The sequence below is a fragment of the Pseudomonas migulae NBRC 103157 genome (assembly GCF_002091715.1).
GTDB classification, from domain to species: domain Bacteria; phylum Pseudomonadota; class Gammaproteobacteria; order Pseudomonadales; family Pseudomonadaceae; genus Aquipseudomonas; species Aquipseudomonas migulae_A.
In genome coordinates, this window is record NZ_BDAG01000019.1 from 61,927 (window position 1) to 82,037 (window position 20,111).

Annotated in this window: 11 protein-coding genes; 5 read left to right on the top strand and 6 right to left on the bottom strand. The window is 59.1% G+C overall.

The window, feature by feature from the left end:
- Positions 1-50: 50 nt before the first annotated feature.
- The 5 genes from aceE to msrA all read left to right on the top strand — a co-directional run bounded on the left by aceE (position 51) and on the right by msrA (position 10,188).
- On the top strand, positions 51-2,696 hold the full coding sequence (gene aceE / locus PMI01S_RS16045; RefSeq protein ID WP_084320961.1) for a pyruvate dehydrogenase (acetyl-transferring), homodimeric type: 2,646 nt from the start codon (positions 51-53) through the stop codon (positions 2,694-2,696).
- An 11-nt stretch (positions 2,697-2,707) separates the two neighbouring features.
- The gene (gene aceF, locus PMI01S_RS16050; protein ID WP_084320962.1) at positions 2,708-4,663 is read left to right on the top strand and encodes a dihydrolipoyllysine-residue acetyltransferase; all 1,956 of its coding nucleotides are present in this window, start codon (positions 2,708-2,710) and stop codon (positions 4,661-4,663) included.
- 271 nt (positions 4,664-4,934) lie between these two features.
- Positions 4,935-6,329 (top strand): alkaline phosphatase D family protein, encoded by a 1,395-nt coding sequence (locus PMI01S_RS16055; RefSeq protein WP_084320963.1) that lies wholly within the window; start codon positions 4,935-4,937, stop codon positions 6,327-6,329.
- Positions 6,330-6,654: 325 nt separating this feature from the next.
- A complete protein-coding gene (locus PMI01S_RS16060; RefSeq protein WP_084320964.1) occupies positions 6,655-9,348 on the top strand; it encodes a putative bifunctional diguanylate cyclase/phosphodiesterase in 2,694 nt (897 codons plus the stop codon).
- 192 nt (positions 9,349-9,540) lie between these two features.
- Positions 9,541-10,188 carry a peptide-methionine (S)-S-oxide reductase MsrA gene (gene msrA / locus PMI01S_RS16065; RefSeq protein WP_084320965.1) on the top strand — a complete coding sequence of 216 codons (648 nt, stop codon included), beginning with the start codon at positions 9,541-9,543 and terminating at the stop codon, positions 10,186-10,188.
- Between the two features lie 206 nt (positions 10,189-10,394).
- On the opposite strand, the gene PMI01S_RS16070 is transcribed toward msrA, so the two are convergent.
- The 6 genes from PMI01S_RS16070 to PMI01S_RS16100 all read right to left on the bottom strand — a co-directional run bounded on the left by PMI01S_RS16070 (position 10,395) and on the right by PMI01S_RS16100 (position 20,030).
- The gene (locus PMI01S_RS16070) at positions 10,395-11,234 is read right to left on the bottom strand and encodes a 23S rRNA (adenine(2030)-N(6))-methyltransferase RlmJ (protein WP_084320966.1); all 840 of its coding nucleotides are present in this window, start codon (positions 11,232-11,234) and stop codon (positions 10,395-10,397) included.
- Positions 11,235-11,369: 135 nt separating this feature from the next.
- Positions 11,370-11,693: a hypothetical protein gene (locus tag PMI01S_RS16080; RefSeq protein ID WP_084320968.1), complete on the bottom strand. Its 324-nt coding sequence runs from the start codon at positions 11,691-11,693 to the stop codon at positions 11,370-11,372.
- Positions 11,694-12,174: 481 nt separating this feature from the next.
- Positions 12,175-12,594, bottom strand: coding sequence for a hypothetical protein (locus PMI01S_RS16085; RefSeq protein WP_084320969.1), 420 nt, complete (start codon positions 12,592-12,594; stop codon positions 12,175-12,177).
- Positions 12,591-17,390, bottom strand: a complete 4,800-nt coding sequence (locus PMI01S_RS16090; protein ID WP_084320970.1) for an RHS repeat-associated core domain-containing protein — start codon at positions 17,388-17,390, stop codon at positions 12,591-12,593. Before PMI01S_RS16090 ends, PMI01S_RS16085 begins: the two co-directional genes overlap by 4 nt.
- Positions 17,390-18,127, bottom strand: a complete 738-nt coding sequence (locus PMI01S_RS16095) for a DUF4123 domain-containing protein (protein ID WP_084320971.1) — start codon at positions 18,125-18,127, stop codon at positions 17,390-17,392. Before PMI01S_RS16095 ends, PMI01S_RS16090 begins: the two co-directional genes overlap by 1 nt.
- Complete coding sequence (locus tag PMI01S_RS16100) at positions 18,117-20,030, bottom strand: type VI secretion system Vgr family protein (RefSeq protein ID WP_084320972.1); 1,914 nt, start codon at positions 20,028-20,030, stop codon at positions 18,117-18,119. The genes PMI01S_RS16095 and PMI01S_RS16100 overlap by 11 nt, the downstream gene beginning before the upstream one ends.
- Between the last annotated feature and the right edge of the window lie 81 nt (positions 20,031-20,111).

The window sequence follows — 20,111 nt, forward strand, 5'->3', positions numbered from 1 at the left end:
CGCAAACTCAGGCAACCGATTCTGGAAGCCTTTCCGCCCTGGAGCAAGCCATGCAAGACCTCGATCCCGTCGAAACCCAGGAATGGCTGGACGCCCTGGAATCGGTTCTCGACAAAGAAGGCGAAGACCGTGCTCACTATCTGATGACCCGTATGGGCGAACTCGCAACCCGCAGCGGTTCGCAATTGCCTTACGCCATCACCACGCCATACCGCAACACCATTCCCGTTACCCACGAAGCACGCATGCCTGGCGACCTGTTCATGGAACGCCGCATTCGCTCGCTGGTACGCTGGAACGCGATGGCCATGGTGATGCGTACGAACCTGAAAGATTCTGACCTGGGCGGTCACATCTCCAGCTTCGCCTCCAGCGCAACCCTGTACGACATCGGCTTCAACTATTTCTTCCAGGCCCCGACCGACGAACACGGCGGCGACCTGATCTACTTCCAGGGTCACACTTCGCCAGGCGTTTACGCCCGCGCGTTCATGGAAGGCCGCATCACCGAAGACCAGATGAACAACTTCCGCCAGGAAGTGGACGGTCAGGGCCTGTCGTCCTACCCGCACCCTTGGCTGATGCCTGATTTCTGGCAGTTCCCGACCGTATCCATGGGTCTGGGCCCGATCCAGGCGATCTACCAGGCACGCTTCATGAAGTACCTGGAAGCCCGTGGTTTCATTCCGGAAGGCAAGCAGAAAGTCTGGTGCTTCCTTGGCGACGGCGAGTGCGACGAGCCGGAATCCCTGGGCGCGATCTCGCTGGCTGGCCGCGAGAAGCTCGACAACCTGATCTTCGTCATCAACTGCAACCTGCAGCGCCTCGACGGCCCGGTTCGCGGCAACGGCAAGATCATCCAGGAACTCGAAGGCGTATTCCGCGGTGCTCAGTGGAACGTGACCAAAGTCATCTGGGGCCGTTTCTGGGACCCACTGCTGGCCAAGGACGTCGACGGTATCCTGCAACGCCGCATGGACGAAGTCATCGACGGCGAGTACCAGAACTACAAAGCCAAAGACGGCGCGTTCGTGCGTGAACACTTCTTCAACTCGCCAGAACTCAAGGCGATGGTTGCCGATCTGTCCGACGACGAGATCTGGAAACTCAACCGTGGCGGCCACGACCCATACAAGGTCTACGCGGCGTACCACGAAGCGGTCAACCACAAAGAACAACCAACCGTCATCCTGGCCAAGACCATCAAAGGTTATGGCACCGGTGCCGGCGAAGCGAAAAACACTGCGCACAACACCAAGAAAGTCGACGTCGACAGCCTGAAGTTGTTCCGTGATCGTTTCGACATCCCGGTCAAAGACGACGAGCTGGAAAACCTGCCGTTCTTCAAGCCAGAGCCAAACAGCGCCGAAGCCCGCTACCTGAGCGAGCGCCGCACTGCACTGGGCGGCTTCGTGCCACAGCGCCGCGCGCAGAGCTTCAGCGTACCGACGCCATCGCTGGATACGCTCAAGGCGATTCTCGACGGTTCGGGCGACCGTGAAATTTCCACCACCATGGCGTTCGTGCGGATCCTCGCGCAGCTGGTCAAGGACAAGGAAATCGGCCCGCGCATCGTTCCGATCATCCCGGACGAAGCCCGTACCTTCGGTATGGAAGGCATGTTCCGTCAGTTGGGCATCTACTCCTCCGTCGGCCAGCTCTACGAGCCAGTCGATAAAGACCAGGTGATGTTCTACAAGGAAGACAAGAAGGGCCAGATCCTCGAAGAAGGCATCAACGAAGCGGGCGCCATGAGCTCCTTCATCGCTGCCGGTACTTCGTACTCCAGCCACAACCAGCCAATGCTGCCGTTCTACATCTTCTACTCGATGTTCGGCTTCCAGCGTATCGGCGACCTGGCCTGGGCTGCCGGCGACAGCCGTACCCGTGGTTTCCTGATCGGCGGCACCGCCGGCCGGACCACGCTGAACGGCGAAGGCCTGCAACACGAAGACGGTCACAGCCACATCCTGGCTGCCACCATCCCGAACTGCCGCACCTTTGATCCAACCTACGGCTACGAGCTGGCGGTGATCATTCAGGACGGCATGAAGAAGATGACCGAAGAGCAGCAGGACGTTTTCTACTACATCACCGTGATGAACGAATCCTACCAGCAGCCAGCCATGCCGGCCGGTGTGGAAGAAGGCATCATCAAGGGCATGTACTTGCTCGAGGAAGACGTCCGCGAAGCGGCGCACCACGTTCAGCTGATGGGCTCCGGCACCATCCTGCGTGAAGTCCGTGAAGCGGCGAAGATCCTGCGCGAGCAGTTCAACGTGGGCGCCGACGTGTGGAGCGTTACCAGCTTCAACGAACTGCGTCGCGATGGCCTGGCCGTCGAGCGCACCAACCGTCTGCACCCGGGCCAGAAGCCTAAGCTGAGCTACGTCGAAGAGTGCCTGAACGGCCGTAAAGGTCCGGTCATCGCCTCTACCGACTACATGAAGCTGTTCGCCGAGCAAATTCGTCAGTGGGTCCCGTCCAAGGAATTCAAAGTCCTGGGCACCGACGGTTTCGGCCGCAGTGACAGCCGCAAGAAGCTGCGTCACTTCTTCGAAGTCGATCGTCATTTCGTGGTGTTGGCAGCCCTGGAAGCACTGGCTGACCGTGGCGATATCGAACCCAAGGTGGTGGCTGAAGCCATCGTCAAGTTCGGTATCAACCCGGAAAAACGCAACCCACTGGACTGCTGAGGAGAGATTCTGTGAGCGAACTCATTCGCGTACCTGACATCGGCAGCGGTGAAGGTGAAGTAATTGAACTGTTTGTGAAGGTCGGCGACCGTATCGAAGCCGACCAGAGCATCCTGACGCTGGAATCGGACAAGGCGAGCATGGAAGTGCCTGCGCCGAAGGCCGGTATCATCAAGAGCCTGAAAGTGAAGCTGGGCGATCGCCTGAAAGAAGGCGACGAACTGCTGGAGCTGGAAGTCGAAGGTGCCGCTGCTGCGGCCCCAGCGGCTGCCGCTGCGCCTGCCGCCAAGGCTGAAGCGAAACCGGCCGCTGCACCTGCCGCCGCTCCTGCTCCAGCTGCTGCGCCTGCTGCCGCTTCGGTTCAGCAAGTGCACGTGCCGGACATCGGTTCGGCGGGCAAGGCCCAGATCATCGAAATCCAGGTCAAGGTTGGCGACACCGTCGCTGCTGATCAGTCACTGATCACCCTGGAATCGGACAAGGCCAGCATGGAAATCCCATCGCCTGCCGCTGGCGTGGTCAAGAGCATCAGCGTCAAGCTCAACGACGAAGTCGGTACCGGCGACCTGATCCTGGATCTGGAAGTAGCGGGTGCTGCGGCCCCTGCTGCCGCGCCAGCACAGGCTGCTGCACCTGCGGCCGCTGCTCCGGCGCCTGCCGCTGCAGCCCCGGCTGCACCGGTTGCCGACAGCGTTCAGGACATTCACGTCCCGGACATCGGCTCGTCGGGCAAGGCCAAGATCATCGAAGTGCTGGTCAAGGCAGGCGACACCGTCACCGCCGACCAGTCACTGATCACTCTGGAGTCCGACAAGGCAAGCATGGAAATCCCATCGCCTGCCGCTGGCGTGGTGGAAAGCGTTTCCATCAAGCTGGATGACGAAGTCGGTACTGGCGACCTGATCCTGAAACTGAAAGTCAAAGGCGCTGCCCCTGCGGCTGCCCCGGCTCCTGCCGCTGCTGCACCGAGCGCTCCTGCCCCGGCCGCCGCTGCGCCTGCTGCTCCGGCACCGGCCGCACCGGCTGCTGCACCGGCCAAGCCAGGCGCGAAGGTTCACGCAGGCCCGGCGGTACGCCAACTGGCTCGCGAGTTCGGCGTCGAGCTGAGCGCCGTCGGTGCCAGCGGTCCGCACGGTCGCATCCTGAAAGAAGACGTGCAGGTTTACGTCAAAGCCATGATGCAGAAGGCCAAGGAAGCACCGGCCGCGGCTGCAGGCGCAACCGGCGGCGCGGGCATCCCGCCGATTCCGGTCGTGGACTTCAGCCGCTTCGGTGAAACCGAAGAAGTGCCGATGACGCGCCTGATGCAAATCGGTGCGTCGAGCCTGCACCGCAGCTGGCTGAACATCCCGCACGTGACTCAGTTCGATTCGGCTGATATCACCGAGCTGGAAGCGTTCCGTATCGCTCAGAAAGCCGTTGCAGAGAAGGCCGGCGTCAAGCTGACCATCCTGCCGCTGCTGCTCAAGTCCTGCGCGCACCTGCTCAAGGAACTGCCGGACTTCAACAGTTCGCTGGCACCAAGCGGCAAGGCGATCATCCGCAAGAAATACGTGAACATCGGCTTCGCCGTCGACACTCCTGAAGGCCTGCTGGTACCGGTCATCAAGAACGTCGATCAGAAGAGCCTGCTGCAACTGGCAGCCGAAGCCGCTGCGCTGGCCGCCAAGGCCCGCGACAAGAAGCTCACCGCTGACGACATGCAAGGCGCCTGCTTCACCATTTCCAGCCTCGGCCACATTGGCGGCACCGGCTTCACGCCGATCGTCAACGCGCCGGAAGTGGCGATCCTCGGTGTTTCCAAGGCAACCATTCAGCCAGTCTGGGACGGCAAAGCCTTCCAGCCGAAACTGATGCTGCCACTGTCGCTGTCCTACGATCACCGTGTGATCAACGGCGCCGCTGCTGCACGCTTCACCCAGCGCCTGAGCAGCCTGCTGGCGGACATCCGCACTATCCTGCTGTAACACCGGCCGGCCCTCCTTCACCGGAGGGCCCGTCGCGTTCCACGTTTTCCGAGCGCCACGCTCGTACCTCAACCCCGCCAATTTGGCGGGGCTTTTTTTGCCTTGAAGAAAGTCTCTTTCCTACGTTCGCGGATGAGTTCACCCACAATTCGAATCCACTTCGGCACCATTTTTCTTGCCGGAACGCCGCTAGGCTTAGTGACACATACAACTGACGTAAAGTTTAGTCAGCCTACTTGCTTAGTTAGTACAACTTCGAATGGATTCGAATATGTTTAAACCTACAGTCGGCCCGATCATTGGCCACACTACACCTCATCACGCCCGCATTTTTTTGCGTGGTGAATTACAGAAAGATGCTTTGGTATTTGGTGGAATACGTTATCGACGCAGCGGTGACACGCCTTGGTCCAAAGGCACTTTCACACGACTGACAAACGCGCATGACATGTGCGATGTCCTTGCCCTCAACGACCTCGCCGCCGATACCGAGTATGAATACCAGGCGGGTTGGTTCAGCCCCATGAGCCCGGTGCACACCGTGGAGACGATTCAGGAACTGCCGCTGCAGTGGCCCCGGGACGTCTACTGTTTCAGCACCCAGCCCAGCAATCCCGCGACGCCAAGGGCTTACATCGTCGGGTCATGCCGTTACCTGCGGATGACGGTCGGCGCGCCTTCGCTCCCGCATATGGGCGACAGGATCTTTGCCGCCATCACGCACCTGGCGCAACGCGCCGAAACGCCCATCAACGCAATGTTGATGACCGGCGACCAGGTTTACATCGATGACTTGAACATCATCGCCCCTGATCGGGAATACAAAGAAATACTCAGTAAGTACCGCACCGCTTTTTCCCAGCCTCATATTGCAAAGTTAATGTCCGGAATACCGACTTACATGATCCTCGACGACCATGAAATCGAAGACAACTGGCCCGTCAATAAAAACAAAAACGACGACCATCTCTATAACAATGCCATCGCCGCCTATGAGTTATATCAAGCCAGTCATAGCCCGGCCTGTGAGTTGCTTGAAGATGGGAACATCGATCGGCACCTGGCACGTTATTGGTATCAATTCACCCACGGCGATATCGAGTGGTTTGTCACTGATAGCCGGACCCGGCGCAATCTGTCGGCCGGTGACCGGCGCATCCTCGACGAAGCGCAGGAAGCAGCCTTGTGCAGCTGGCTGATCCACAGCCCGGCCCGGGTCAAATTCGTGGTCACCAGTGTGATGTTTTATCCCGACCGCAAACGCTTGGGCGATGACGCCTGGAAAGCCTTTCCGGAACAACGCCTGCGGTTGCTGGAGACTGTTCGCACACACCGCATCAAGAACGTCTTCTTCGTGTCTGGCGATGTGCACGGCTCCCTCACCAGCCGGCTGACACACAGCGAAGACCCGGATTTCGAGGTTCACACCATTGTCTCCTCGCCGCTGTGCAACAGCAAACTGCTGCCCTACGCCAAGGCCTCCACCTTCGTCCTCGATCAACCGCTCGCCCGTACAGCGGCGGGAGATTATCAGCATGAACTGACCAGCGAGGTGATCAGCCAGGACAACTTTGCCCATCTGATCGTAGAGCCAGAGCGGATTCGCATCAGTTATCACGACCGGGAAGGCAAATTTTTGCAGGCAACGAATATTACGCTGCGTTGATCACCAAATCCTGCGCTGCTCTTCAGGCCGCCATCGCCCGCAAGCCAGGCTCCTACAGGTTCGGTGTCGTTCCGTAAATCGAGAATTGCCACGCCCCTGCAGGAGCCGACTTGCTGGCGATCAACCGCAATACTTTTTCCAGCCAGGCACGTTAGTTTTCAGTCATAACTGAAGAAATGTTTCCGTCTGCCGACATATTCTTATAGCACTTGGCCTTCATGTCTCTTGTCAGTCAGTGTCGCAATGATGCAACCTTGCCGCAGGCAACAGTAAAGAGGGCGAGAGCCCGGCGCGATCAGCACATTCGAAGCGAGTTTCCCTCCATATGAAGAGCCAACCCGATGCCGCCAGCCGTATGGTGGCCGAGGTAGTGACACAGTTGCCTGTGCCCTCGCGGCTCGGCATGCTGCGTTTCGAACGGCTGAACGAACCAAGCTGGGCGCTGCTGTTTCTCGATCCCAATTGCGAGCGACAGTTCGGCTTGCCGGCGGTGGAGCTCTGTGCCCTGGTCGGCTCGCCCTACGCCAGCCTGATGGAGCCCGAAGCGCGCTATCAGCTGCATGACGCCATCCAGCAGCAACTCACCGAGTGCCCGCATTACCTGATCCGCTACACCCTCCACACCGCCGCCGGCACGTTGAGCCTGCTGGAAATGGGTGAAGCCTACAAACAACACAATCGGCACCTGCTGCGCGGCTACCTGCTGGTGGTCGACGGTCTGTTCGAGGGCGAACCGCTGCTGCCGGCGCTGGACCTGGAAACCCAGAACTCGCGTCTGCAGATCGCCCTTGAACTTAATCAGCGCGCCCAACAGGAGCAACTCCTGCACCTGGATCGCGTGCGCGCCCAGCAAGACCTGATCCTGTTGCTGACCCGCCAGCGCTACAGCACCGGCAATTCGCTGCAAGAAGCCGCTGAACTGATCACCCGCAGTGCCTGTGACATCTACGAAATCGACTGCGCCAGCCTGTGGAACCTCGACGGTTCGATGCTGGCGCCGATCTCGGCGTATCACCGCGCCACACAGGAATACGCCCTGCCGGAGCCGATCGACATCAGCGGTTTCCCCGATTACATGGACGCGCTGCACGGTAGCCGAGCGATCGATGCCCACAATGCGATTCGTGACCCGCGCACCCGGGAAATGGCCGAGAGCCTGCGCCCGCGCGACGTGAACGCGATGCTCGACGCCAGCATTCGCGTCGATGGTCAGGTGGTCGGCGTGCTCTGCCTTGAACAAACGGGTGCGACCCGCGCCTGGCAGTCCGACGAAATTGCCTTCGCTGGCGAGCTCGCCGACCAGTTCGCCCAAGTCATCAACAACCACAACCGCCGCACCGCCACCAGCGCCCTGCACCTGTTCCAGCGTGCGGTCGAGCAAAGTGCAAACGCCTTTTTGCTGGTCAACTGCGACGGCGTGGTGGAATACGTCAACCCGAGCTTCACCGCGATCACCCAGTACAGCACCGAAGAAGTCCACGGCCAGCGGCTGTCGGAACTGCCGGCCCTGGAAAACCTCAGCGAACTGCTGTTCGACGCGCCCTCATCATTGGCCAAGAGCAACAGCTGGCAGGGCGAATTCAAGAGCCGGCGCAAAAACCTCGAACCCTACTGGGGCCAGTTGTCGATCTCCAAGGTGTATGGCGACAACCGAGAGCTGACGCATTACATCGGCATCTACGAAGACATCACCCACACCAAGCTCGCCCAGCAGCGCATCGAGCGCCTGGCCTACACCGACAACCTGACCAACCTCGGCAACCGTCCGGCGTTCATCCGCAACCTCGATGAACGCTTCGCCCGAGACAGCGATACGCCGATCAGCCTGTTGCTGGTGGACATCGACAACTTCAAGCGGATCAACGACAGCCTCGGCCACCAGACCGGTGACAAGCTGCTGATCAGCCTGGCGCGGCGCCTGCGCAACAGCCTGATCCCAAGCGGCAGCCTGGCGCGTTTCGCCAGTAACGAATTCGCCGTGCTGCTGGACGACACCGACCTCGCGATGGGCCAGCAAGTCGCCAATCAACTGCTGGCGACCCTCGATAAACCGATGTTCGTCGACAACCAACTGATCAGCGTCACCGGGTCCGTGGGCCTGGCCTGCGCGCCGCTGCACGGCCGCGATCCGCAAACCCTGATGCGTAACGCCGGGCTCGCGCTGCACAAGGCCAAGGCCAACGGCAAGCACCAGGTCCAGGTATTCACCGAAGCGCTGAATGCCGAAGCCAGTTACAAACTGTTCGTCGAGAACAACCTGCGCCGCGCCCTGACCCAGAACGAGCTGGACGTGTTCTACCAGCCCAAGCTCTGCCTGCGCAGCGGTCGCCTGCTCGGCATGGAAGCGCTGCTGCGCTGGAACCACCCGGAAAAAGGCATGATCCGTCCGGACCAGTTCATCAGCGTCGCCGAAGAAACCGGGCTGATCATTCCGATCGGCAAATGGATCGCGCGCCAGGCGTGCCGCATGAGCAAAGACCTGACCGCCGCCGGCCTGGGCAATCTGCAAGTGGCGATCAACCTGTCACCCAAGCAGTTTTCCGACCCCGACCTGGTGTCGTCGATCGCCAACATCCTCAAGGAAGAAGCGCTGCCGCCGAACCTGCTGGAGCTGGAACTGACCGAAGGCCTGCTGCTGGAAGCCACCGAAGACACCCACTTGCAGCTCGACCAGCTCAAGCGCCTGGGCCTGACCCTGGCCATGGACGACTTCGGCACCGGTTACTCGTCGCTCAGTTACTTGAAAAAATTCCCGATCGACATCATTAAGATCGATCGAAGCTTCATTCACGAAATCCCGGACAACCAGGACGACATGGAAATCACCTCCGCGGTGATCGCCATGGCCCACAACCTGAAAATCAAGGTCGTGGCTGAAGGCATCGAGACGGCCGAGCAGTTGGCCTTCCTGCGCCGCCACCGCTGCGACGTCGGCCAGGGCTACCTGTTCGACCGACCGATTCCGGGCTCCGAGCTGATCGAAAAGCTCAAACGCTACCCGCGCGGCCCAATCGCCTGACCGCCCTACCGCACTAGATCCCGTGGAAGCTGGCTTGCTCGCGAAGGCGGTGGGTCAGTCACCAACTGCGTTATCTGACACACCGCCTTCGCGAGCAAGCCCGCTCCCACATTGGGTAGTGCGTATCAGGGCGGTATTGGGCAAACTGGTGGTCTGACTACTTACATTTCAACCTGACTGAGGGGACTGATCATGGTTCTGCGCTCGGAAATTCTGGTGAACAAAAACGTGCTCCCTACCAAAGAACAAGCTCTGCCTGGCCGTGAAACCCCGATGACCGTGCCGGAAAAACACTTCGTCCACGACGCCCCCCTGCTGGGCCCGTTTGCCATGGACGTGGATTTCGCGATCTTCGGTCTGGGTTGCTTCTGGGGTGCGGAACGCAAGTTCTGGCAGCGCGAAGGTGTGGTGAGTACGGCGGTGGGTTACGCCGGCGGCTTCACGCCGAACCCGACGTATGAAGAAGTCTGCTCGGGCCTGACCGGACACAGTGAGGTGGTATTGGTGGTCTACGAGCCGGCGAAAGTCAGCTACGAAGAGCTGCTGAAAATGTTCTGGGAATTGCACAACCCGACCCAGGGCATGCGTCAGGGCAATGACATCGGCACTCAGTACCGCTCGGTGATCTACGCCACCAACCCGACTCAGCTGGCAGCCGCCAAGCACAGCAAGCAAGTGTTCCAGGCCGAACTGACCAAGGCGGGTAAAGGCACCATCACTACCGAAATCGAAGAGGCGCCGACGTTCTACTTCGCCGAGGCGTATCACCAGCAATACCTGGCAAAAAACCCTGAAGGGTATTGCGGCATCGGCGGCACCGGCGTGACCTGCCCGATCTGACCTGACACAGATCCCCTGTAGGAGCCGGCTTGCTGACGATAGCGGCGGGAGGTTCAGCGATGACCTCCCGGCCGCCTTCGCCAGCAAGCCGGCTCCTACAAAGTTTTGCGCCGGTCATGATATTGCGTTTGACGCCAAGTCCTGTGGGAGCAAGGCTTGCCCGCGAATGCGTCCGATCAGACGCCATCAATCCATCTGATCAGCCATCAACTCTCAGCAATCAACCAATCCATCTGCCACCCACCCTGGGTCTGCCCAAGCTTCTTGGACAACCACGGCAGCAACTCACGCAATTCCTCTTCCAGCCCCCACGGCGGATTCGCAATCGCCAAACCGGAACCGTTCAGACTGTTCGGCGTGTCCAGCGGATGCACCAGCAACTCCAACCGCAACAACTTCGGCGCGCCCGACCCGGCCAGATCCTGATAGAAACGCCGCAACATGCGCTGGTCCTTCACCGGGTACCAGATCGCCGCCACAGTTTGACGCATCCGCCCGACCGCCTCTTTCAGCGCCGCCGCACAGCGCTGCATTTCATCCAGCTGTTCAAACGGCGGATCGATCAACATCACCGCCCGCTTCTCCTGCACCGGCAACATCGCACGCGGCACATGCCAGCCTTCGCCCAAGTGCACCTTCACCCGACGATCACCCGCCATATTGTCCTTGAGCAACACACCGTCTTCGGGGTGCTTCTCGTTGAGCATCACCCGATCCTGCGGCCGCGTCAGACGCCGCGCCAACTCGGGCGAACCCGGGTAATAGCGCAACTGGCCATCCGGGTTCATGTCATGCAAAACCTTCATGTAATCGGCGGTCAACGCCGGCAGGTCCGGCTGATCCCACAACCGCGCGATGCCTTCCAGGTACTCCCCGGTGCGGCTCGCCTGATCACCCTGCAGGTCATACAGACCAATGCCGGCGTGAGTGTCGAGATAGGCAAACGGCTGCTCCTTGCGCGACATCAGGGCGATGAGGCGGGTCAAGGTCAGGTGTTTGAACACATCGGCGTGATTGCCGGCATGGAAGGCGTGACGATAATTCATGATTGCTCCTGCGAAGGCCGGGAAGTTTACCTTGTACCGAGGCGAACGTCAGGGCTTCGCGGCTGAGCGGGCAGCGACACCCCACAAACCCTGTGGCGAGGGGGGTTACCCCCTCGCCACAACAGCTTCCCGCCGCTACTCCGAACGCCGTGCCTTCAATCGCCGCCCCAACACATCCAGCACATCACACCCGTCCCGCAACGGAATGGCGCAGAGCAAGGCAAAGTCACTGAGGATGAAGGACTGACACTCGATCGAGCCACGCATCGACAGGTTTTCCATGACTTGGGTGACGGCACGGATTCGAAAGCTGGCCGCGTCGTATAAAACGTCGAGCGGTGCGAGGGTATCGACGAACAAGGTGGGCATGTCATCGCAGTTGCTGGTGAGCGCCATGAAGCGGCTTTTGGGTGGAGGGGCTGGTTTTTCGTAGGGTGGATCGGGGGTAATTGTTGTCATCAGTCTGATTCCTAACGTATGAATTGGAACCGCCAACAAATCACTTCCACATAATGGGTGGCGGCTGTACGCAGGTGTGGAAGACCGAGACGTTAGGCACTCGGCGCACTCGAAAGCGCCCCGCGCACAGCCACCATAAAACACAGACGATAGAAAACGCCGAACTGGTGGCGCTTGACGCGCCTAACGATAGAAGGGCTTCCACACCCTGTCACTGAATTTGCAGTGACCGCTAGAGACTATCGATGTGGCCCGATGCGCACCAGTTCATGGAAACCGCTACAACTTGAAGGAAACTTCCGACGACTTTGCCCAGAAATTTCGCTGCCTGTAAGACCGCCTTCGCGGGCAAGCCACGCTCCCACAGGACCGAGTCAAGCCACAAAAAACGGGAACGACTTCAATCCTGTGGGAGCGTGGCTTGCCCGCGAATTGAGCGCGAAGCGGTCATAAAATTTATCTGAGTCGGAGATCGAAAGCCTCACCAGGTTGATTGATCTTCGAGGCTGGCTTTATGAAGGTCGTCTTTCCATTCTTCGCTTGCCAGCTTATATATATCTTCAAAGAATCCACGGGCATCTTTCAGCGAGTACCACTCAGCTCGAGGCCAGCTCGAGTCATAAACATCATCAATATCGAATAAGTTTTTAAAGTCATAACTGCGATCTCGTAGTTTTTCGGCCAAGAACTCAAACAACACAAATTTGTGCCTGTACGACAGACACCCCAGCTTCAAACTATACTTAACGATAAGGACCCTTCTATCAAACTGGTTATCAGGATCAAAAACACTCAGTTCTTCACCACGAGTCTCTTCCCGATCATAGACATTAAACACACCGACAAACCACATCAGGTTCGGTTCAAAAGCCTCGTCAACAAACGGATCTCGCAACATCATTTTCTCTCCGTTGGAAAACCCGTATAAGGACGACCCACCTTATCCTGATCAAACTTAACTTCAAACCAATCAAAGTTCTCATTCAACGTAGGGTTTTGTTTATCCTTTTTGTTGGGTCGATAACCGCGACCTGCACCAGGCAACTCCATCCTCACTACCGGGTCATTGTTGTGATCCCTGCCTGTATGTGGATCCAGCCCTAGACGCTCCCTCGTCATAGCTTTGTTCAACGCATTTAGATGAACTCTCCAGTTACTGAACTGGGAGCTTAAATTTCCTCTTGGTGGTACTGGCACTCGTCCCGTCTTAGGATTCGCTCCATTTATAGCCCTCTGCTTGAGTGCCGCATCAGGTATCTCTGAACTGTGCTTTTGCACAGTGTGCATCTTGTACTTCTTCTCCATTTTAATTACCCGCCCCTTGGCATTCGCCTCAGCCAACTCATCAATCCTCGCCCGCCGTTGCTCAGCCGTCATTTTCGGCAGCGGCGGCTCACCCTCATCAACCCTAGCGCCAGTCGTATCATCCGGCGCCCCACAACCAGGCTTATTCGACTGCGGGCAATTCCCGCTCAACCCCAACGGATCAACCCACCCCGTCGGATTCAGCGCGTAGCGATACTGATTCAGCCCACCCGCCAGCTTCACCGGATCCGGCGTCAGGTACCGCCCCACCTCCGGATCATAGTACCGATGACGGTTGTAGTGCAGACCGCTCTCGACATCAAAGTACTGTCCCTGAAACCGCAGCGGTTGATTGAGCTGTTCTCCCCCGCCAAACGCCAAGTGCGTGACTTTTCCGTAGGCGTTGTACTTCGCCGACCAGACAATCTCGCCACCAAAATCCGTCAGTTCCTGCGGTGTACCGAGGTGATCGAGCTGGTAGTAAAACGGGCAAGCCTTGCGCGGGCCTTTGCCGTCGAGCATGGCCAATGGGCGGAATGTGCCCGGTTCGTAGACGTAGCTGCGGTAGTGCTCGCGGCTGCTTTCTGCGACGAGGTTGTCGCCTTGCCAGAAGAATTCGGTGGTGTGGCCGTCGACGGTTTTGGCGATGCGACGGCCGAAGGCGTCGTAGCGGTAACTCGCGCAGCGTCCATCCGGCAATGTGACACCGATCAGCCGATGCTGGCAGTCGTAACGGTATTCGGTGACGAGCTTTTGCCCGGTACCGCGCCGCTCGCGTATGAGATTTCCGAAGGCGTCGTAGTCGTAATGCCGGTCACCCTGCATCAGCAGGCGATTACCTTTAACGGTCGCCACACCCGGGCGATCCTGCATCAGCAAGTTGCCGGCCGGGTCGTGGGCGAAGGTTTCCGGTGGGTCGTCGCGGGTGTGGCGTACGCGAGTCAGGCAGTTGAGCGCGTCGTAGTAATAGCTGCGCTGGCCGTGACGGCTATCAGCGATGGTCGCCAGGTTGCCGTTGACCGCGTAGCTGTAGTGGCGCATGTACAGCGGTCGGTTTGACTGGTTGATCGCGTGGGCTTGCAACCGACCTTGTTCGTCGTAGTGGTACTGGCTGGTGAGTTGGCCTTGTTGGCGTTGCTGCTCGCGACCGAAGGCAAATTGGTGGGTGGTGAGCCGCGCGCCGTTGAGGTCGATGGCGGCCAGTGCGCCGCCCTTTTCGTGGTGGTAGTCGAGTTTGCTGCCGTCCGGCAGGCGCAGGCGGTTGAGTTGGCCACAGGCGTCGTAGCCATAGCGCAAGGTGCCCCAGCCTTGGTGCTCGGTGATCAGGCGATCCTGTGGGTCATACTCGAACTCCAGCGGGTGGTCGTGGCCGTCATCGACGCTGATCAGTCGGCCGAGGCTGTCGTAGCGGTACTCGACCTTGATGCCATCGGGCAGCGTCTTGACCAGCAACCGCCCTGCCGAATCCCGTTCATAAGCGGTAAACCGCTGCGAACCGTCATCGCCGAACTCGGTTTTCTCCAGCAGATGGCCGTTGAGGTCATAGGCATACGCCGTGCGCTGGCCATCGAATCCGCTTTCTTGTCGGATCAAGCCGTTCGGCGTGTAGTCCAGGCGATATTTTTCGCCGGATTCGTTTTCGATTTCTGTGAGTAACAGCTGCGTATTGTCGTAGCGATACTTCAGCTGGGTGCCGTCGGCATTGATGCGGCGGCTGACCAGGTGCAGATCGTCGAGGTACTCGTAGCGCGTGACGCGGCCGAGCTCGTCGCGTTCGGCGGTGATTTTTCCGTAGGCGTTGTAGCTGAAGGCGCGAGTGGCACCTGTAGGAAGCGTCGTCTGGATCAGTCGTCCGACAGCATCCCATTCGTAACGGGTGACGGCGCCGTGTTCGTCCTGCCCCGTAATCCGCCGCCCCAACGCGTCGTAGGCAAACCGCCGCTGACCACCGTCCGGCAAGGTTTCTTCAACCAGTTGACCCAAACCGTTCCAGACGAAAGCCTGGCGGCTACTATCCGGATACCGGATCGACAGCAACTGCCCTTTTTCATCGTAGTGATAATGGGTGACATGGCCGTCAGGATCGGTCGCTTCGGTGACGTCACCCTGGGCATTGCGCCGATACGTCCACACGGCGTTGCCGCGGGACTGCGCATGCAGGAAACCGTTGCGATACTCGTAGGAAGTGGGTTCGTCTTCCGGCGGAATCAGCGCGACCAGCCGTCCGACTTCGTCGTAGTGGTATTCGGTGACGGCGCCGAGGGGATCCTGCTCGGCAATCAATCGACCTTTATCGTCGTAGGCCTTGAGGTGTTCGCCGCCATTCAGCTCGACCTTGCGCACCAGTCGCGCACGGTCGTCGTGCTGATAAACCTCTTCGCTGCCGTCGATGTTCTGGACGGTGACGCTGCCCTCGTCATCCCAGACATACCGCGCATCCATCTGCGCGAACGACGCCCAATGTCGGACGCATCGCGCAGCCTTGCCGGACCTTTCCCACTCCCAGAAGAAACTCGCCCCACCGGCCAGTTGCCGTTGCAGGACGACGTGCTGATCGTCGTAGTCGTAACGCTCGCTTTCGCCGACAGCGTTGGTGGCCTCGATCAGTTGCCGGCGCTCGTTGTAGCGGTAACTGATCAGCGTCTGTTCGGTGTGCCAACCCTCATCGAGGGTCTCGGACGGCACAAAAACCTGATAATCAACGACGACCAGATGGCTGCGCTCATAGCGCAACAGTAGGGCTCGGCCAGCGCCGTTATCGAGGCGTTTGATGCGCTCCTGGCGATCGCGCGTGACGTGCAGTCGGTTGTCGTATCCGTCGCTGATCGTTGTCAGTCGACCGTTGATGAAGTGATAGAAACGCGTGTCATCGCCGGCCTGGGCGAGGATCATTTCTTCGGGTTCGTCACCCAGGAAAATCGCCGCGCGCGAGAGGCTGTTGTGGATGGCCGGCCGCTCGATAGTCGGCAGTGGAAAGGAGGTGCGGCGGTTTTCGTGGTCGATCCAGATGACGTTGTCGCCATCGATTTCCAACCGGTGCGCGAGGCTGTGACTCCAGCCGAAACCAAGCCCGCAATCGATCTCGACGGCGCTGGTGCGATAGAGCCGGGTGAAGTCGAAGGACAGGACGCCATCCAGCGAGCCGTCAGTGAGGGTCAACAGTTCTTCGCCGGTGACCATCGACACCGGGCATTTGTTGGTGGCGGTTTTATCGGCGGAATCGGCGGGGTCGCCGTTGGGATTTTTCGCTTGAACCGGGACGTCTTCGTGGTGTTCGTTTTGTTTGAGCGTGGTGTTGCGTTTGGCGTCCCAACGCAATTGCATCTGACCGTTTTTCAGACCGGCCGCGACACCCCGTGCGGCGACCTTTTTGTAGCGATCGACGTAGGACATGAAGCTGTTGATAAGTGTGAAAATCGCTTTGACGAATCCCTGCACGGCGCTGACGATGCGGGCGCCATAGTTGGCAAAACGCATACCCAGATAAGCAATGCCAGCCCCCGCGCCAGCGAAGGTCAAGACGATCCCGATCAGAATGTCGATGAGCAGTTGCACGACTACTGTTGATACAGCTTCGGCAGTTTTACCGGCGATCTCGCTGGGCGGCAGCATCTCCAACCAGAGACTGGCGGTGCGTAGCAACAAACACAGTGCCGCTTCATCACTGGCCAGCAGTTGGACTTTTGCCATCACGTCCGGCGCAGTTTTTGCCAGCTTGGCCAGCTCATCAGCACCGCTACCCAATCGTTCAACGAACTCGCCGGGATCCTGGAGTACGTCCGACAGCAGGTTGATGCTGTCCCACACGCCGATGATTGCGGCCCAACTTCCGGCGAGCATCCCGTTACCCGCCGCGGCAAAAGCCGATTGCGGCCACTGCGGTTTGAATCCTTTCCACTCGTTGCGCAGCCAGTCTTCCAGCTGTTGGGTCAGGCCGTCGTAAGAGGAGAAAAGCGCCTCAACTTGCTTCGGGGTCACTTCACTCTGGACATGAACGCGGTAGAACTTGCCGGGCTTACCTTCGAACACTCCCTTGCCATGTTCATCAAGCGTGATCGTCGTCTTTTCGCCCCCATCAACGGCAATCACATCAACATCGATGTTCCCCAGCGCAATGTCATAAACCGACTCGAACTTGCTCTCTATCTCCAGAATTCCACTCTCAGGACACTGAGCAACACTGGAAATAAAATCGTCATCGCCACTGCTTACCGACCTGGTGGTATTGCCGAGTTTGATCTGCCGTTCCACGCCCATCAGCGAGGGCATGTCCGCAGCCCGGCTAACCTGGTCTGCAGTACGGTTGAACCAGTTGCCAAGTTGTTCGCGATAGAGCGTCAAGGTGTCTTTGAAACCGTCGAGCTCCTGCTCGATCCGTACGATCTGATCCATCAGCCCAGCTCCGTTATCAGGTAGTCCACCAAGGCTGATTTCGGTGCTGGCGGCAGGCCCGGCTCTTCCAGAAAGATCGCTACCTTGTGCCGCAAAACACTGTCGGAAAACGCCTCGAAAAGATCAGGACGGCCCTCGCTCAGCCACTTGAGCAAGTTGTTCACCCGAGTGGTGCTTGACTGTTCAGCGAGATGTTCCAGCAGCGTTTCGGAGACTTCCCACCATGGAAAAACCCTGGAGCTTTTCAGCGCGGCGCCACCGACTTCGAGTGGTTGGCCATTGATCAGGCAACGCCCCATTACGGGCAGCAGTTCAGCGACGTCGACCTCGACAGACTGCAGAATCGGCAGTAAATAACGCCCATCCCAGAAACGGAAAAACACCGCGCTGCCATTAGGCAAAAGCACTTGCGTAAGGCTGCGCAAATGCTCGACCAGCACGTCCAGAGTCGAAGAAGACACCGCGAGCCAACCCCAGTCGCAAGACTCGGTCGTGGCCGCCCACTCCAGAAACTCACTGCCCGCCGCGACGATTCCGACATAGGGCATGACCGGTTCCCACTCGGCATAGTCGGTGTCTGCCCAGATCGGACGGGGCGCTTGAGCGGCGGACGATCGCTGCCAGGCCTTCAAGGGTTCTGCGGAGCTTGCATTGCTGAAGATCGCAAACAGTTGTTCCGAAGGTTTCAGCGGTTGGCGCTCCAGCCATTCGCGAGGCGACAAGCGATCAGGCTGCACAGACACCCTCCTTGCAACGCGCGCATTCCTCGCAGAACGGCGCGTCGCTTTTGAGGCTCAGAATCTGTGCGACGCTGAGTGCGGCGAGTTGTCTTTGGCTGCTCGACGCGCCCATTACCGGCATCGGTGCACCACCGAGTCCAATCGGAACGCTGCTGAAAATTCCGGCGGGCCCCATGTTGATCCAGTGTCCGCCCGCCTGAAGCGTGACGCTGACACCACCGTCGATGACGATTTGCTCGCCGGCGCTTGCGTGGAATTGTCCGCTCGCTTTGAAAGTCTGGTGGGTGGCGGTGATGGATCGATCACCGTGAACATGCAGGGTATCGTTTGCACCAACAACCGCACTGCGCTGGTTGCCGACCTGAACGTGCATGTCTTGCAGCACATGCTGAGTCCAGTTTCGCTGGGCCCGCAGGTAGATTTCCTCGGCGCCTTTACGATCCTCGATGCGCAATTCGCTGTAACCGCCGCCTCCGGGACTGCTGTGGCTGCGGAAAATGCTGCGGGTTTTGTCGGCGGGCAGATTCAGTGGTACCGAGTTCGCACCATTGGGCACGCAGCCCATGACCATCGGTTTATCGACGTCGGCATCAAGGAACCCCACCAATACTTCCATGCCGACCCGAGGAATCAGTGCGATGCCGCAGCCGTCATGCGCCCAACCCGTGGCGACGCGCAGCCAGCAACTGGAATGTTCGTTGCGCTTGCCGTCACGATCCCAGGCGAACTGAACTTTGACGCGGCCGTGCTCGTCGCAGTGGATCTCGCTGTCACCCGGGCCCGTGACGACAGCCGTTTGATAACCGGTGAACGAGGGTTTGGCGATCTGAGCCGGGCGAAACGAAACATCCCACGGCGTAGCCAGAAAGGCATTGCGATAGCCTTGGACATCTTCCGGGTTGCTGCCGGCCATCTCTTCCAGCACTTGCGGCTGACGGCCATGGTGTTCGATTTGGGTGATCAGCCACAGGTCATTCCATGCCTGACGCGGATGCTCGGCCAGGTGCAGGAAATGCCCGCTGACCAAAGCAGACTCATCGCCCCGCCCTTCAGCCTGACGGTAGTCCGCGTTGTGCCGTTCAAGCGCTCGCTGAGCCAGCGCCCCGCCGTACTCGCGATCCGTGAACTGGCCAGGAAAGTGGTAATCCTCAAGGGCCGGCAGGTGTCCGTTGTCGATTCGGCTTTCAAGTTGCAGTCGCGGTTTATGGAAGTCGTAGTCGCGACGGGCTACCGCCGTGGTGCGGGTTTCCAGTCGTACGTTGAAGCAATTGATCGCTGGCGCATCTGCCGCCATGCCGGTGTCAGGCAAGTAAAGCGTCGGTTCGGCGATCAGCGGAAAAACCGTCTGGTCATCACCGAACACCAGCAGATGGCCATCGAGGCTGTGTTGAAAGTGGTAGTGAATGCCGATCTCGGCGCACAGGCGCTGGATGAACGCCAGATCGCTTTCCGCGTATTGCACGCAATACTCGCGATCAGGGTACTCGCGGCCGAGCTGAAACCTGAACGCGTCGCCCTGAATGCCATGGTCCTCAAGGATTTGCGCAATGATCGCCGGCACGCTTTTACGCTGGAAGATTCGCTGATTGATGCGCCGGTCAAGGTAGGTCAGACGTGGGCCAAGGCTGACCTGGTAATGCGTCAGACGCTGGCCGGAATCGCCCTGACCAACCCGAAATATCTGACCGTGAACACCGCAACCTTGCGCATCAAAACTCAGAAAAGCCTGACGATGCAGGAGGCTTTCAAGCTCAATGTCCGGTCGCTCGCTGACCAGTTCCAGATCAAAACGGTAAGGCTGGCTGATGGCTTCCTTGCCGGTGAACTCAAGCACCTTGAGTCCATTCTGGTTGCCGTCGACGGTCAGCGTGAAGCGCGGTTGATTGGCGAGAGCGAACATCCGATGTGTCTCTGCAGAATGAAGGCGGGCGATTCTGCATGAGCGACAAGGGGTGCTGACGAAGGGACAGGAAACTCAGAT